Source organism: Bacillus cereus group sp. MYBK14-1 (genome assembly GCF_051916885.1).
GTDB classification, from domain to species: Bacteria; Bacillota; Bacilli; order Bacillales; family Bacillaceae_G; genus Bacillus_A; species Bacillus_A cereus.
Map to the genome: position 1 here is coordinate 44709 of NZ_JBQAHM010000005.1, position 15832 is coordinate 60540.

Genomic DNA, 15832 nt, shown 5'->3' on the forward strand with positions numbered 1-15832 from the left:
TCCCCCACTGATTGTTAGTTAAACCAATCGGGCTGCTCGGCAAATAGCGGGATAAATTCCAATACAAAAAAGGAGCCTATAAATTTTTATAGGCTCCTTTTTATTTCGTCGTTATTACTTAGCTAATTCTTTTGTACCCTTCATTACATCAATGAAGAATCCCCAGTTATTCACTACAGAAGAGATACTGATATGTTCATCTGGAGTGTGGACGTTAAAAATGTCTGGTCCGAATGAAATTGCATCTAATTCAGGCATTTTTTGAACGAATGCGCTACACTCAATCCCCGCATGCACAGCGAAGATTTCAATTTCTTTATTGTATTTTTCTTGATGCACTTTTTCAAATAAATTACGAATTTGTGAGTTTGGATTGTATGGCCATTCTGGATACTCTGACTCTATTTCAAATGTAGCACCAACTAATTCAGCAATATATTTGATTTCTTCTGCAACATGTTGTTTTAAACTACTTACAGAACTTCGCACTTCGTTACGTAATTTAATTTCATCTTGCAACGTTTCAATAACGCCTAAATTTGTTGAGCTTTCTACAAGACCTTTAATATCCATGCTCATACTTTGAATGCCATTTGGAATTAAGAATAATGATGAAATAAGCTGCTTTTGTGTCTCTTGAGCAAATACTTTTTCAACTGTTTCATCCAATTTTGTCAGTGTAACATGAACATCTGGATCAACAGCACGCATTTCTTCTTGTAATACACGTGTCCATGATTCTAGTTTTTCTTCTACTTGTCCTACATCTTCTGTACGAATTAAAATTGTAGCTACACTTTCACGCGGAATTGCATTCGTTTTTAATCCGCCGTGAACTTCACTTATGTTAAACTCCGTATGTGCTGATAAATCACGTAATACTCGTCCTAATACTTTGTTCGCATTACCGCGTTGTTTATCAATTTCCATACCAGAATGTCCGCCTTTTAGACCACCAACATATAGACGGTATGCATCCATATTCGCTGGCGTTTCATCCCAAATTACGGGAATTGTTTCAACAGCTTTCGCACCACCTGCACTACTTACAAGTAATTTATGATCTTCTTCAGAATCAATATTTATAAATATCTTTCCTTCAAAATGATTTGGATCAATAGCAAAAGCCCCGCCCATTGTCGTTTCTTCTTCAGTAGTGATAACGACTTCAAGTGCTGGATGCGTAATTTCTTTTGAATCTAATAAAGCTAATGCATACGCAACTGCAATACCATTATCAGCACCTAAAGTTGTTTGATTTGCATATAACATGTCCCCAATGATTCGTAATTCAATTGGATCTTTTTCAAAATCATGTACTGTTGCTTGATTTTTTTCGCAAACCATATCCATATGACCTTGAATAATAATAGCTGGTACATTTTCATAACCAGTTGTTGCTTCTTTTTTAATAATGACATTTAATGCTTCATCTTGAATGACTTCTAAGTTACGCTCTTTTGCAAAGCCCACTAAATAATCACTAATTTCCTTTTCATTACCTGATCCTCTAGGAATCTTTGAAATTTCTGCAAAATGATAAAATACAGGGTGCTTTGTTAATTGTTCTAAGGTAGAATACATTTTTCAAGCTCCTCTCCAAATGACAAAATAATATGTAAGTCTCATATCATTATACCATGATTCATTATTTTACCTTTGTTTTAACTTTTATTGTTCATTTTATGTACAACAATCTTACAATATTGTAAGGGCGTTGTAATCTATATCGATTTTTCTCATTTAATAATAATCGTATACTTTTTAAAGAAACACATTAAAGGAGATAAAGAAAATGAAAAAGTTTTTAGCAATTATTACACTATGTTTATTATTTTTTAGTTTTACTATTGGCTGTGAGAGAGCGTCACTAAATAGAATTGGTAAAGATGTATATTACATGCAGATAAAAGGTGAAGGAACTATCGAAAAAGTAGATGGTAGAAACTTACGAAACTATACGCTGCCCGCATATGATGAAGATGGTGTCAAAAAACAAATTACATTTAGAAGTACAAAAAAAGAAAACGACCATAAATTAAATAAATACGCGTTTTTACGCCTTTATGTAGATCAAGATGATAATAGCAAAAATGAAATATCATCAATTGAAGTAAAGTCCTATGAAGAGATTCAGAAAGCAGATTTACCTGAAAAAGTAAAAGATAAGTTTACTATTAAATAAAAAAACAAAAGAAAATGCTCTATGCATTTTCTTTTGTTCTTTTCACCTGTATATATTTTGAACTACTATTATTCATTAGTTTCTCTAACCGATTTATATTCTCCGTTAATGCACCTTTCACAAGAGAGAAATCTGTATTGGATTCTTCTTTTTTTTCTTTAAAAAACGAAGACTTTTGCACATTGACTTCAGCCATCTCTTCTCCCCCTTTTCAAAAAGATACAACCTTTTATTTATATTATATAGCAAATGTAGAAAGAGTGTACACTTATGATTTTCTTTTTAATTCTTCTTCTAATTCTTCTACTTGCTGCAACGTATCCCCTTTTATTAAAGAGAAATCTGTTGTATCTTCGTTACCTTCTTTAAAAAAATCATTGTCATAATCTTTTACCACTACAATCACCTCTACATGCTAGTGTAGGAATGATTGTCCAATTTTATTCAACTTTGTCGGATTTTGTTTTTAATTTATGTATAGAAGAAAAGGACAGAAAAAGATTCTGTCCTTATTTACTAAAATAACTATGATGTATTGTTAAATTATATACATTTTCAAAATCCCGATCTTGCAGGTTATTTTTCTTTCCATCAATAACAATGAAAACGTCACTTACTATTTTTGCTGGTATAATCCCGACATTTTCTACTTGCACCGCTTTCTGCTCATTCAATTGCTCGATATGTTCTAACGGAACGATAATACTAAATTGCGAGCGAATACCACGAAAGTTTGTATTTAATTCCTTCGCGGCTTCAAAAACAACAATTTTCGCGCCAATCTTTTCCCCATATGAATCTAAAAATGCATTTAAGCTCTTTGTATATTCCTCTTCCGTATGCCATTCCATCGTACCGAATACTGCTGGATTAACATTTTGAATAATTGTCGTGTATATTTCCCCTCTCGCTTTAGATGCAATTAATGATCGTTTTATTGATTGAACTGTCTTGCCAATATCGCTAAATTTCGCACCCCATATTTCTGAAATATTAGGCGTTAAAATGAACGCAATATCAACAAAAATAACCATTGCAGTAAACATTAAAAGATTTTTCCAGAGGGTTAAATCAATTCCTTTTATCATGAAATACACGGTGACAGATATGATAAACAAACCATACCAAGTCTTTCTAATACGTTGCTTTTTCTCCTCGTACAACTCCTCATTTTTCCAATAAAAGAAAACAAGGACTACAAAGACAATCGCTAAAACAAATAAGCCAATTCGAATGTTAGAGATCATTAATCACATCACCCTCCATTCAAAAACTACTCACGATATCATTACATGCGCAAGCTGCTCTCTTTATGACAAAAGACGTGGACAAGCTTCTAAAATTAGCTACATCGCATATATATTAGAAAGTACCACGTCTTTTATCCTGTTATTTGTGGGAAATAAGACCCCTACTGATTAAAATTTCACTTTACCATGAGTCTATATTGTATATGTAGACAAGCATTCATTTCAAATTTTCGTATTAAAAAGAAATATGTTTCGGAATTTCCCCTTCAGGTACTTCTCCATCCATACTTAAATAATAATGACGAATCGGACGTAAGTTTTCGTCTAATTCATAAACAAGCGGAATGCTAGTGGGAATATTTAATGAAACTACACCATCACTTGAAAGGTTGTCTAAATATTTTACTAGCGAGCGAATTGTGTTACCGTGTGATGAAATAATTACTTTATTACCACTTTTTAATGTCGGCGCAATTTCTGAATGCCAATAAGCAAGTACTCTCTTCTCCGTATCCTCTAAACATTCAGTTAATGGAAATTCACCTTTTTTGAGTGTTTTATATCTTGGATCGGTCGCTTCATATCGAGGATCGTCTTCAGTAAGAGCCGGTGGTCTTACATCAACACTTCTTCTCCAAATATGAACTTGCTCCTCACCATATTTTTGTGCAGTTTCATCTTTATTCAGCCCTTGCAATGCACCATAATGTCTTTCATTTAGCTTCCAAGATTTATGTATTGGAACCCAAGTAAGATCCATCTCATGAAGTACAATCCATAACGTCCGAATTGCGCGTTTTAATACTGATGTATAAGCCACATCAAAAGTATATCCGTTTTTCTTTAATATTGCTCCTGCTTCTCTCGCTTCACTTAATCCATTCTCTGATAGATCAACATCTGTCCATCCCGTAAAGCGATTTTCAAGATTCCATAAGCTTTGTCCGTGACGAATAAGTACAAGTTTTATCATTATAATTCCCCTTTCGGAAATGTGAATTTTATTGTTCCATTGCGTACACGTATAAAGTATCTAGTAATGTATCTTTTTATCCATTCACTCTATGACCAAATCATAGTTGCCAAATGTATGGATAAAATTTGTTCTTTTTCAAACGATAAAAACAGAAGTTTTTTCATTATTTTTGATCGACTGGTATTTCACGTTTGGATATCCAAGCATCAAAACCTGATCGGCTATTTGCCATTTCATTCATAACTTGGTGCCAATTGTCCTCACATGATTCACCAAATTTTGAAAAAATAGCACCCATTTGTTGTCTTTGTACATCACTCAGTTTTTTCTCTAAATCTGTACCTTTTTCTGTTAAAGACAACTGTTTCACACGTCGATCATGCATAGCTTCATTACTCTCAATTAAGCCCTTTTCCACAAGTTGACGTAGCGGTCCGTGGAGAGCTTGTTTACTTATTTCTAATAGTGATAATAACTCATTTACACTTATCCCTGGAAAACGTGCGATAAAAAATAAAATTCGATGATGTACTCGTTGAATGCCATATTCTTTTATAATTTCATCTGGCTTTTCAGTAAATGTTTTATATGCAAAATAAAATAATGCTAATGCCTCATTCATCTGTTCTTCTTTATGTTGTGTCATCTACTTTCCCCCTGTATGTAAATTATACCACAATCTAGTAATGAATATTTTAATCAACGCATTAGAACTTATTTAGTCTATTGAAACATTCATTGCATAATTAGGAGATGATTCATTTGAAAAAACAATATACTGTAAGTACATATTTATTGGATAGACTACATGAATTAGGAATTGAACATATATTTGGGGTTCCTGGTGATTATAATCTTGCCTTTTTAGATGATGTGGTAGCACATGAAAATTTAAAGTGGATTGGCAATTGTAACGAATTAAATGCTGCATATGCAGCAGATGGGTACGCTCGCATAAAAGGAATCGCTGCTCTTATTACTACTTTCGGAGTTGGAGAATTAAGCGCTATTAACGGTATTGCTGGCTCATATGCGGAAAACGTGCCAGTTATAAAAATCACGGGTACGCCACCAACAAAAGTAATGGAAAATGGAGCAATCGTTCATCATACGTTAGGCGATGGAAAGTTCGATCACTTTTCCAATATGTATCGAGAAATCACTGTGGCACAAACAAATGTAACACCTGAGCATGCTGCTGAGGAAATTGACCGTGTTTTACGCGCATGTTGGAATGAAAAACGCCCGGTTCATATTAATTTGCCGATTGATGTATATAATAAACCAATTAATAAACCTACAGAACCAATTTTATATAAACCGATTTTAAGTAATAAAGAAGCGTTGGATAAAATGCTACTACATGCCACTTCAATAATAAATAACGCCAAAAAACCTGTAATTTTAGCTGATTTTGAAGTAGATCGATTTCACGCTAAAGAAAATTTACATCAATTTGTAGAAAAAACTGGGTTTCCCATCGCGACGTTAAGTATGGGAAAAGGAATATTCCCAGAAAAACACCCTCAATTTATAGGGATTTATACTGGTGATGTAAGTTCTCCGTACTTGAGAAAAAGAATTGATGAATCTGATTGTATTATTAGTATTGGTGTGAAGTTAACTGATACTATTACAGGCGGCTTCACACAAGGTTTTACAAAAGAACAAGTTATAGAAATCCATCCCTACACTGTGAAAATTATAGATAAAAAATACGGTCCAGTTGTAATGCAGGATGTTTTACAACATTTAAGTGATTCAATTGAGCATCGTAATAAAGATACCCTTGACGTTAAGCCATTTATTTTAGAATCCTCACCTTTTACTGAAGAGTTCATTCCAAAAGCACAACTGGTCACACAAAAACGTTTTTGGCAGCAAATGTACCATTTCTTACAAGAAAACGACGTATTAATTGTAGAGCAAGGAACACCTTTCTTTGGTAGTGCTGCTATCCCTCTACCTAATAACACTGCATATGTAGGACAACCGTTATGGGGATCTATCGGATATACACTGCCCGCTCTACTTGGTACACAGCTCGCCAATTTATCACGGCGCAACATTTTAATTATTGGTGATGGTTCTTTCCAAGTAACTGCCCAAGAGTTATCAACTATATTACGTCAAAATTTAAAACCAATTATATTTTTAATCAATAACAACGGATACACTGTTGAACGTGCCATTCACGGCCAAAACCAACCTTATAATGATATACAAATGTGGGATTACAATAAACTATCAATGGTATTTGGGGCAGAAGAAAAAAGTCTAACATTTAAAGTAGAAAATGAATCAGAATTAGCAGAAGTCTTAACAAATATAACTTTTAATAAGAATCAACTTATCTTTATTGAAGTTATAATGAGCCAAAGCGATCAACCTGAATTGTTAGCTAAACTCGGGAAAAGATTTGGTCAGCAAAATTCTTAATATAAAAGCATAACCTAATTATACAATTGGTAGTGTAAAACTTGTTTTGAGAATAGTTTCGACAATCAAAATACATAAGGAAAAGGATGGAAAGCACCATCCTTTTCTATTTTAAGAGCGTTTTTCGACTAACGCCCCGTGCGACAAGCAAAAATTCTTAATCCATCTTTAACTTTATAGCTTTTGTCGCAATAAATGTTTTAATATGCTTATCTAATATCCTTGTTCCACCAAAATCATCCTCATAAAAACCTGTTATAGCAAAACCAGCTTCAATTTGGCCTTGGATTTGGTCTTCTAAAGTATGCGCATATTCTATTGTTTGATTTGAATCGATGTAATCTTGAACTTCATCCTCTGGTAAATAATCCAATGTTGATGAAGGAATTGAATGTTTAACATCAAGAATACCTTTTTGTTCTTGGTTATCATCAAAAATCCATAGTAACGGATTTGTAAATCCAGCAATAAGAATACCCTTATTCTTTAAAACCCTAGAAACTTCATCCCATACAAGATGAACATCTTTTACAAACAAATTAGAAACAGGATTTATAACAATATCAAAATATTCATCCTCAAAATCACCAAGGTCTGACATATCTCCTTGTACTGTTTTCAAAGTCAAACCATCCCGTTTTGCTACCTTTTCATCTTGTTCCAATTGCTTCTTAGATATATCAGTAACTGTTACATCTGCTCCAGCAGCAGCTAGAACAGGTGCTTGTTGTCCGCCACCTGATGCTAAGCAAAGTATCTTTAATCCATCTAATGACTTTGGAAACCACTTTCTAGGAACTGATTTTTCCGTAGTGACTGTAATCTCCCATTCACCTGATTTGCTTTTCTCAATAACCTCGCTACTTACAGGCTGCGTGTATCTAGAACCTTCTTCAACCTTCTTATCCCATGCATTACTGTTTTGTTGTGTAGTATCCATTGCGATTAGTCCTCCTAACGATCTAGTTGCATTCAATGTGTAAGCTTAATGCTTTCCTTTTTCTATTAACCTGCCTAATAGTTCATACATAGTTGTCTATATTTACATTAACAGATAAATGCAAAAATTACTAAAAAAATTCTAAAAAGACAAAAAATTACACATCTATTCCATTCATTTAAACTAATCATAGAATTGTTAACTTTTAAACAACTCACTTCCACATAAAAAAAAGCATTCCAAACCTGTTGACAGTTGGAACGCTTTTTTATGTTATTTAATTTTTCAAGCTTTTAACTAAATCGATTAAACAAATAAGTTACGCTTTTTCTTTTTTATTCAGCAAGAGTTAACTGCCAAGATACACCATACTTATCATTTAACCAGCCAAACTTTTTACTAAACGGATAAGAACCTAAAGGCATAAGAATTGCTCCATCCTGCGCTAGTTTATGAAAGACCGTATCAATTTCTTCTTCTGTCTCACAAGTTACATAAAGAGACATAGCTGGAGTGAATGTAAAATTATGATTTACATAACTATCAATACACATAAACTCTTGGCCATTTAACGTAAAAGTTGCATGAATTACAGTTCCCTCTTTACCAGGTCCATTTTCATCGTAGCGAGAAATACTTACAATTTCCGATTGATCAAATAGCGACGTATAAAAATTCATTGCTTCCTCAGCTTTGCCTTCAAACATTAAAAACGTAGTAATTTTTTGATTTGTGTTACTCATATGGAGACAGCCCCTTGTTATATATTTATGTAAAACATAAGTCGGCCAAAAACCGAACGTATATTCCTATAAGTGTATTGTCTATAAAAACGATGAGTTTGTCAATTATCTACTTTATTATTTCTTCTTAAATAATGCTGTCCAAAGAAATGATTCTCCAAACATTTCTTTCGGTTGTTTCATTTGTTTCATCCTTCTAATCTCAATTACCTCAAATTCTTTAAATATCTCTCTTAACTTTTCTTCCGAGTATGCAAGACCACCTTGTAGACTCCATCCTCTATATACATCCCAATCTGTTATTTCCGATCCATTTCGCTCATCTAAATCGCCTGCCGCAAAACATGTTAATCCGAAATAACCACCCGATTTTAATGAGTTTTTAATTAAATCCACATAATTTATTCTTCTATGCGGTGGAATGTGATGCAAACAGCCCGAATCGTATACAAAATCAAATTCGTTTTGAACCTCTAAATTAAAAATTGAATCACAAATAAAATGAATTGCTACCCCTTTTGCCAATGCCCTTTCTTTAGCCCAATTAATGCCTTCTACAGATAAATCCACTGCTGTTACATCAAATCCTTGAGTCGCTAAATAAATGGCATTTCTACCTGGACCACATCCAAGTTCTAATACCTTCCCTTTTGAAACTCTCTCTTTTTGTATATACGAAACTAGATTCTCATCTGGAACATTTTCAAAAAACGGAACATCCTTTTCTCTATTCTCATAAAAATCATTCCAAAATGATTCTGCAGGTCTTAATAATGAATCAAGCATTTTTAAAATGTCTTCTTGTGTGTGTAACGTTTCAGTTTTCATTAATACCCCTCCATAAATTAATAGTCAGAAAATTATTATATATCTTTTCGAACTTTCAAACAAAGAAAAAACTCCTATATTCAATAGGAGTTTTTGTCTTTAAAATCCGAGTACAGCTAACCATTTTAACAATTTCTCTTCTCGCGCTTTTAAATCATCATTCCTAAACTTGCCTAGTTGTATTTCACTAACAACTTCTCCGTCCTCCATAAAAAGAACTCTTTCTGTTTTCTCTGCTACCTATACAACATGAGTCACTTAAGAAGGTTACTTTGCTGAAAAATAAAGCCGATTTCGTTAAGGGATATTTTTGCTAACGCCTCTTCTTTCATACATGTTATTTCATACAATCATACTTTTCTAATAAAATAACGCTTTTGTTCACTTTTTTGATACATTTACGAAACATTCATGTGTTACCTTCATTAAGTTCTTTTCTTTTTATAATGTCGTGTGAGATATACCAACAGAGGAAGCCCTAGATCCCCTAATCCTAGGGCTTTTTTATAAGAATTTTATACATTTTATTATTTCCACTAACTCTTTAAATTGTATATACATAATATAAAATTTTCATGTTGTTATATTTTTTGATGGCCTCTTATCTTTCCTTAAAAGGCTTTTTTTCAAATAACGCTTTTATTTAATTTATATTTAAAAAGTTCCTTTTCATAAAGACTTCCCTTATATGCTATACTCATTATTAAATAATTGTATAAGGAATGTTAAAAATGGATGATAGATCGTCAAGACAATGGAAATTGCGACAAAAGTTAAGAGCACTGAAAACCAAAAACAACAATGACACAAACCCTTTGTTTAGTGAATGCCTTGAATCCCTAGGAAACGAAACTCTCATTTTCTCCCAAGAAAAAAGCCAGCAGATTGCTATTATTTTAATGAATTCATTTCCTATAACTGTCTCGGGAAGAATAGATTGGGAACAGATAGATAACCAATTCATAGCTTCGAACAAAGAACAACTAATTTCCCTTATTAGAGCAAACCAACTAGATTTTGACGAACAGATTTTTATAATATGGGATAACTATGAAATCCCTGTAGTAAGTACAAATCTTGATAAAGTATTCCAATCATTAGTTGACGTTGATGCAGTCAGTTTTTATTACTGGATATTAGACAAAGAATATAGATTCGTAATTGAAATAAATGATAAAGAATTGATTAGGATTGGGTTTCGCTAATACTCTAAGCATATGAAGCTAGTTCCCTTCATTTCTTAATATTTTCTTCGTCACCACCGCTATTATTATCATTATGAAACTTATAGCTAATATAGGTAAATAAATTTTCGTACTGAATCCTTCAAACATAAAACCATATACGACTTGCCCAATTGGTGCCATACATTGAGATACCGCTGTTATAATTGCCATTACTTTTCCTAGATTTTCATTTGGTGTTTTCTTTTGGACTACAGTAATCACATAGATGGATACAATTGTCATAATCATTGCGATTAGAAGAGAAGAAAGTATAAAGAGGATAAATGGTGGATAGTATCCTAAATTAAGAGTAAACGGTGTAACTGATAGTGCCACTGGTATAACTAATAAAGCTATGATAAGCATCCAATTATATAATGTTTTCATCTGTAACTTTTTAGCAAAGAAACCGATTGACAATGCCCCTAATATGGTTGCAAAATCAATTAATCCCATTCCAATTCCATACATCGTATCGCTACTCTGCATAGTTACTCGTAATATAATAGGTCCTCCAACAACAAATAACGGTGTAAAAATTAAGTTTAGTAAAGCTGCAAGTAACATAGCCTTCAAAATAAAAGGTTGCTTTAAAACATAAAGAAAACCTTCTTTCATATCTTTTATAATTGTCGGTATGATATGGCTTTCTTGCGCTCTTTTTATAAAAGGTATTGTAATAAACATTTCTAAAATTGCAGATAAAAAGAAAGCAAGACAACTTATTATGACGAGCATTTTCAAACCAATTATGCCATATAATATTCCTCCTAGTACAGGTGCAACTATATTAGATAATGCTTGCACACCATTTATGATACCGTTTGCTTGTTCTAACTTTTTCTCTGGAACTAATTGCGGAATACTTGCCATAACAACTGGTGCGTACATTGCACTAACGACTGCTAGTAAAAACATAATTGTTCCAATCAATAAAATAGATACCGATTCAGTTAATAACAAAACTATAAAGCTTAATACAATAGCAGCGTTTATAAAATCCAAAATGACCATTACATTACGGCGGTTGAAACGATCTGCTATCGCTCCGCCAAGAGGAGCTAACAAAAACGGGATACTCGTTACGGCATATAACCCTGCAAATATATCGGCACGTCCTGTTATATCTAGCACATATAAAGACAGTGCAAAACGTAATAGTGTTGAACCTAAAATAGTAATAATTTGACCACTTACCATTAAGTGAAAATCTTTCAAGGAAGATTGAATACTTGCTGGCATCCTCATCACATCCTTCATTTAGTTAGACCGACTGCCGGTCGATAATACTCAAACAGAAAAAAGCTATTTCTGTTTCATTAAAACCTCGATCATATAATCAAAGGACCCTTCTTTCGCTCCAACAGATACTTCCATCATTTTAATATAAGCCTTAGCTCTTCTCATCATTTCTTCCGGTTTCCACTGAAATAAACCATCATCAAATATGACTTGTGCTGAAGAGAGTAATAATTCAATTGTTTCTTGTGGGTATGGAGTATAAAATATGCCTTCTTCTATTCCTTGCTCTAAAACTTCCGTTAATACAGGAGATAAATGTATAATGGATTGCACTAAACTTTTCTGATGCATTTCTGCATTATTTGGTTGATGGAATTGTTCAATCATTTTTTCTTTGACATCTCCTGATTTTGGTGATTGTTCCATTAAAATTTTAAATAACTTATCTAAAACGTGGATATCGGGATTGGAGACAATCCTTTTCGCCTTAGTGACATCCTCTTTAATAATCCTCATAATGATTTCATCCATTACTTCCTCCTTCGACTTAAAATAATGATAAAACGTCCCCTTTGCTATACCAATTTCTTTTAAAATATCATTCACGGTTGTTTTCGTATAACCTTTCGTAAGAAACAAACGCTCAGCTGTTTCTAAAATTTCCTTTCTACGCTCCTCATACTCCTTTACAATTCGCATTCAAGTTCTCCTTCCCACCAGACCGACTGTCGGTCTATTAAAATTATATGTTTAGTTTGCAAAAAGTTTCCTATTATCGTACATATACAACACCATACTTTCTATTTCCTTTATAAATTTTTATTTTTTAACGTCCGCTCAATTTGTTTAAAACGTATCTCATGTTTCTTATTGTCACCTTTCATTTTAGGAAAAGAACGATGCCTTCGTTCGATCTATGTACTTATCAATGGAGTATTTTGTTGAGTTCCAATATGTAATATTGCATATTTTGTACTTTTAATTTTTGCACATGCGATAATTTATTTATAAAAATATAATTATTAATAAGGGTGATTTATATGAGCAAGTTCCGAAAGAAAATGATTAAATATTTGCAAACATTTTGGGGATGCTTAGCATTTGGTGTATTAATGTTTGCTATCTTCTTAATTACGGATTTAACAGATGCATCTTTAAATACATTAGGCTGGAGAGACTGGCTAGGTTCTGTAGCAGGCGCAACCATTTTATCTGTTGGAATATTTACTTTAAATAAATTGAATTTAAAATAAATATTCGGTCAATACTGTATGTAGGCTGTATGCCAACATTCATTTAAAGTAGTCTTCTCTGTATCTCCTTGTATTGAGCAGTTAGCTTTTGCTAGCTGCTCTTTTATTTTGTTCCGGTTCTTGCCTCTTAAAGAACTCTTTATCTACTTTTCCCCAATAAGTACACATATCTATTCCCCTTTGCTACAAAATGAAATTTTTATTTTGTTTTACGCGTCGCTTCTTCAATCAGCCAAGATACAATATTAAAATCATTAGCTTCACCCTTTAAAGATGTTCCGTTCCAAAAGCATTCTTTCATCACTTCAAGTAATTTTTCAACAGCTTCAATTCATCTCATATTCATTTTCCCTTTCTCCCAAATAACTATTTTGTTTTATTAATTAACTGATTAATAAAACAAACACCTTTATTAAACATTCCATGTTTCTTCACCCCTTGAATATTTTTCAAATAAAAATACATACTACTTTCAAGCTGCCGTGTCCATGGCTAATACCTCTTTCTTTTGATGTATATTTTTTAAGAAATCGAAAATAATACCAACAAGCTGTTTGAACTAGCAGCTTCACTCTTCTCGCAATGGGGATGCAAATTATCACAATTAGCTAACTCATTGAACTCACTGGCAGACAACCAAAATCGTTGTCTGCTTTTTGTATGAGATTTTTCGTTTTACATATACTACTTTTGAACCTGCAGACCAATACGAGCCATTTTGGTACTTGGGATTTCCCTTCCGGGGATAAGTATTTTTTACTTATCCCTTTTTTGTATAGACACGTATATTTAGGGTAAAACTAATTACAAGCAGATTTTCTGTTTATGCGTAGTTCTAAACAAGATTACTTTTTCTCCTATTAAAGGACGGCAGGTACGACTGCTAGTCCTTTTTTCTTATTTCGCATATTATCACTACATTACCTTCATCGTCGTCGTAAGCAATTTCCCCATAAGGATGGCAGTGGTGCTTCTCGAGTTCCTCATCGATAAAAACTAACAAATTAGTTTTCCAGTTTCCAACGATCGTACACCAATACGAGTTTAATCCTTCATAAACTTCTCTTGTTCTATTTCGATAATTGCGGAATGTATAATGAAAATACTCGCTCGCTTCAATACCTTTTCTTTTAACCAAAGTGTTCTGCTGAATGACAGTAATACCCTTGCTCTACTGGTTTTGAACTATAAAATTCCCTTTATAAATTTCAAATACGGTGAATGAAATTTTTTCTTGCCATCATCCTTGTTGTATTCAAACAAAAAAAGAGCCACAATATTTTGCAACTCTTTTACAATTATAACCATTTAACGACCACGTCTTTGCTGACCTTGCTTTGTACTACCTTTTTTATTACTTGGCTTATTAAATGATCGGTTATTTTCATTTCTAGAACTATTTCTCGAACTATTTCTTGAATCACTTCTTGAGCTATTTCTCGAATCACGTCTTGAATCACTTCTTGAACCTTCGCGGCTATCTCTTTGACGATTTTGACCTGATTTCTTCGGAGCCGGCTTTGGTACCGGTTTTCCATTTTCATCTACACGTTTTATCTTCGGTTGTTCGATTATTTCTCTTTGTATTGGTGCACCAAGCGTTTTTTCAATTTCTTCTAAATGTTTTTCATCTTTCGCTGCAACGAACGTAATTGCAAGACCTGATCCACCTGCACGTCCTGTTCGGCCAATGCGATGAATGTAACTTTCTACATCTTCAGGGATATCATAGTTAAATACGTGCGTTACACCATCTACATCAAGTCCACGAGCTGCTACATCCGTTGCGATTAAGTACTGAATTTTAGCTTCGCGGAAACTCTTCATAACTCTTTCACGTTTCGCTTGAGGTATATCACCATGAAGTTCAGCACAATTATAACCTAGTCCTTTTAAATTATCATAAAGCTTACTTGCTCTAACCTTTGTACGACAGAAAATAACAGCTAAAAATGGCTGATCACGATCCATAACAAAACGAAGTGCATCTGGCTTTGCACGGTCTGTCGTCTCAATGACACGCTGCTCAATTGTATCAACCGTTACTTCTTCACTTTGTACTTGAATCATTTGCGGTTCATCCATATAACGCTTCGCCAATTTTTTAATATCTTTTGGCATCGTTGCTGAGAATAACATCGTTTGTTTACTACCTGGTGTCTCATCTAAAATGTCTTCAATATCATATAAGAAACCAAAATAAAGCATTTGATCCGCTTCATCTAGTACAATCGTTGAAAGATTACTTAAATCAATTGTTTCACGTCGTATATGATCTAATAATCGTCCTGGTGTTGCAACAACAATATGTGTATTACCTTTTAATTTTCTCAATTGTTGTGCTACATCTTGCCCACCATAAATCGCTAGTACATTAATATCTTCTCTTTGAACAAGCATTTTTTTAATTTCAGTTGTAATTTGCAGAGCTAGTTCCCTTGTTGGTGCAACAATTAAAGCCTGAACATCACTAGACTCTGGATCGATTTTTTCTAAAATCGGTAACACGAATGCTAACGTTTTACCCGTTCCTGTTTTCGCCTGCCCAATAATATCTTTACCTGACAGAATAACTGGAATTGCCTTCTCTTGAATTGGTGTTGCTTCTGTAATTCCATTTTCACGTAATGTATGATTAAAAGTTTCACTAATTCCTAATTCTAAAAAGTTTTTCAAATAGACCACTTCTTTTCCTTATTTTTCACATTAGCTTTCATTGTACCATTTGTTTCGCCAAATATGAAAAATAA

The 15832-nt window shown here is 33.3% G+C and carries 16 protein-coding genes and 1 pseudogene; 4 read left to right on the forward strand and 13 right to left on the reverse strand.

Annotation, left to right across the window (positions count from 1 at the left end; genetic code table 11):
* Positions 1-114: 114 nt before the first annotated feature.
* The gene (gene pepD, locus ACTFR3_RS15075) at positions 115-1584 is read right to left on the reverse strand and encodes a beta-Ala-His dipeptidase (protein ID WP_440044527.1); all 1470 of its coding nucleotides are present in this window, start codon (positions 1582-1584) and stop codon (positions 115-117) included.
* A gap of 211 nt (positions 1585-1795) precedes the next feature.
* On the opposite strand from pepD, the gene ACTFR3_RS15080 reads away from it, so the two are divergent.
* Positions 1796-2185, forward strand: a complete 390-nt coding sequence (locus ACTFR3_RS15080) for a YxeA family protein (protein WP_000713863.1) — start codon at positions 1796-1798, stop codon at positions 2183-2185.
* A gap of 19 nt (positions 2186-2204) precedes the next feature.
* Here the strand turns inward: ACTFR3_RS15080 and spoIISB are convergent, their stop codons facing one another.
* From spoIISB to ACTFR3_RS15105, 5 genes are all read right to left on the reverse strand, one after another.
* Positions 2205-2381, reverse strand: coding sequence for a stage II sporulation protein SB (spoIISB, locus tag ACTFR3_RS15085; protein WP_000852629.1), 177 nt, complete (start codon positions 2379-2381; stop codon positions 2205-2207).
* 72 nt (positions 2382-2453) lie between these two features.
* Positions 2454-2582: a hypothetical protein gene (locus ACTFR3_RS15090; RefSeq protein WP_000237819.1), complete on the reverse strand. Its 129-nt coding sequence runs from the start codon at positions 2580-2582 to the stop codon at positions 2454-2456.
* Between the two features lie 112 nt (positions 2583-2694).
* On the reverse strand, positions 2695-3432 hold the full coding sequence (locus ACTFR3_RS15095; protein WP_000624977.1) for a type II toxin-antitoxin system SpoIISA family toxin: 738 nt from the start codon (positions 3430-3432) through the stop codon (positions 2695-2697).
* Positions 3433-3670: 238 nt separating this feature from the next.
* On the reverse strand, positions 3671-4408 hold the full coding sequence (gpmA, locus tag ACTFR3_RS15100; RefSeq protein WP_000594152.1) for a 2,3-diphosphoglycerate-dependent phosphoglycerate mutase: 738 nt from the start codon (positions 4406-4408) through the stop codon (positions 3671-3673).
* A gap of 166 nt (positions 4409-4574) precedes the next feature.
* A complete protein-coding gene (locus ACTFR3_RS15105) occupies positions 4575-5057 on the reverse strand; it encodes a MarR family winged helix-turn-helix transcriptional regulator (RefSeq protein WP_000191888.1) in 483 nt (160 codons plus the stop codon).
* A gap of 107 nt (positions 5058-5164) precedes the next feature.
* On the opposite strand from ACTFR3_RS15105, the gene ACTFR3_RS15110 reads away from it, so the two are divergent.
* Positions 5165-6850 (forward strand): alpha-keto acid decarboxylase family protein, encoded by a 1686-nt coding sequence (locus tag ACTFR3_RS15110; protein ID WP_440044528.1) that lies wholly within the window; start codon positions 5165-5167, stop codon positions 6848-6850.
* 157 nt (positions 6851-7007) lie between these two features.
* On the opposite strand, the gene ACTFR3_RS15115 is transcribed toward ACTFR3_RS15110, so the two are convergent.
* The 4 genes and pseudogenes from ACTFR3_RS15115 to ACTFR3_RS15130 all read right to left on the reverse strand — a co-directional run.
* Complete coding sequence (locus ACTFR3_RS15115) at positions 7008-7790, reverse strand: class I SAM-dependent methyltransferase (RefSeq protein WP_142408670.1); 783 nt, start codon at positions 7788-7790, stop codon at positions 7008-7010.
* Positions 7791-8125: 335 nt separating this feature from the next.
* Complete coding sequence (locus ACTFR3_RS15120; RefSeq protein WP_000072493.1) at positions 8126-8533, reverse strand: VOC family protein; 408 nt, start codon at positions 8531-8533, stop codon at positions 8126-8128.
* Positions 8534-8650: 117 nt separating this feature from the next.
* Positions 8651-9361, reverse strand: coding sequence for a class I SAM-dependent methyltransferase (locus ACTFR3_RS15125; protein WP_065212734.1), 711 nt, complete (start codon positions 9359-9361; stop codon positions 8651-8653).
* A gap of 99 nt (positions 9362-9460) precedes the next feature.
* A pseudogene (locus ACTFR3_RS15130) lies at positions 9461-9601 on the reverse strand (ABC transporter ATP-binding protein); the annotation flags it as partial.
* Positions 9602-10092: 491 nt separating this feature from the next.
* Here ACTFR3_RS15130 and ACTFR3_RS15135 point away from each other — a divergent pair.
* Positions 10093-10566: a CDI toxin immunity protein gene (locus tag ACTFR3_RS15135; RefSeq protein ID WP_000342724.1), complete on the forward strand. Its 474-nt coding sequence runs from the start codon at positions 10093-10095 to the stop codon at positions 10564-10566.
* Between the two features lie 18 nt (positions 10567-10584).
* Here ACTFR3_RS15135 and ACTFR3_RS15140 read toward each other — a convergent pair whose 3' ends face one another.
* Together ACTFR3_RS15140 and ACTFR3_RS15145 are read right to left on the reverse strand one after the other, a co-directional pair.
* Positions 10585-11829: an MFS transporter gene (locus ACTFR3_RS15140; RefSeq protein WP_440044529.1), complete on the reverse strand. Its 1245-nt coding sequence runs from the start codon at positions 11827-11829 to the stop codon at positions 10585-10587.
* Positions 11830-11892: 63 nt separating this feature from the next.
* Positions 11893-12528 carry a TetR/AcrR family transcriptional regulator gene (locus tag ACTFR3_RS15145; protein ID WP_001223578.1) on the reverse strand — a complete coding sequence of 212 codons (636 nt, stop codon included), beginning with the start codon at positions 12526-12528 and terminating at the stop codon, positions 11893-11895.
* A gap of 341 nt (positions 12529-12869) precedes the next feature.
* Here ACTFR3_RS15145 and ACTFR3_RS15150 point away from each other — a divergent pair, with 341 nt between their 5' ends.
* Positions 12870-13082, forward strand: coding sequence for a hypothetical protein (locus ACTFR3_RS15150; protein WP_000033157.1), 213 nt, complete (start codon positions 12870-12872; stop codon positions 13080-13082).
* A gap of 1308 nt (positions 13083-14390) precedes the next feature.
* On the opposite strand, the gene ACTFR3_RS15155 is transcribed toward ACTFR3_RS15150, so the two are convergent.
* A complete protein-coding gene (locus ACTFR3_RS15155) occupies positions 14391-15767 on the reverse strand; it encodes a DEAD/DEAH box helicase (RefSeq protein WP_065212736.1) in 1377 nt (458 codons plus the stop codon).
* Between the last annotated feature and the right edge of the window lie 65 nt (positions 15768-15832).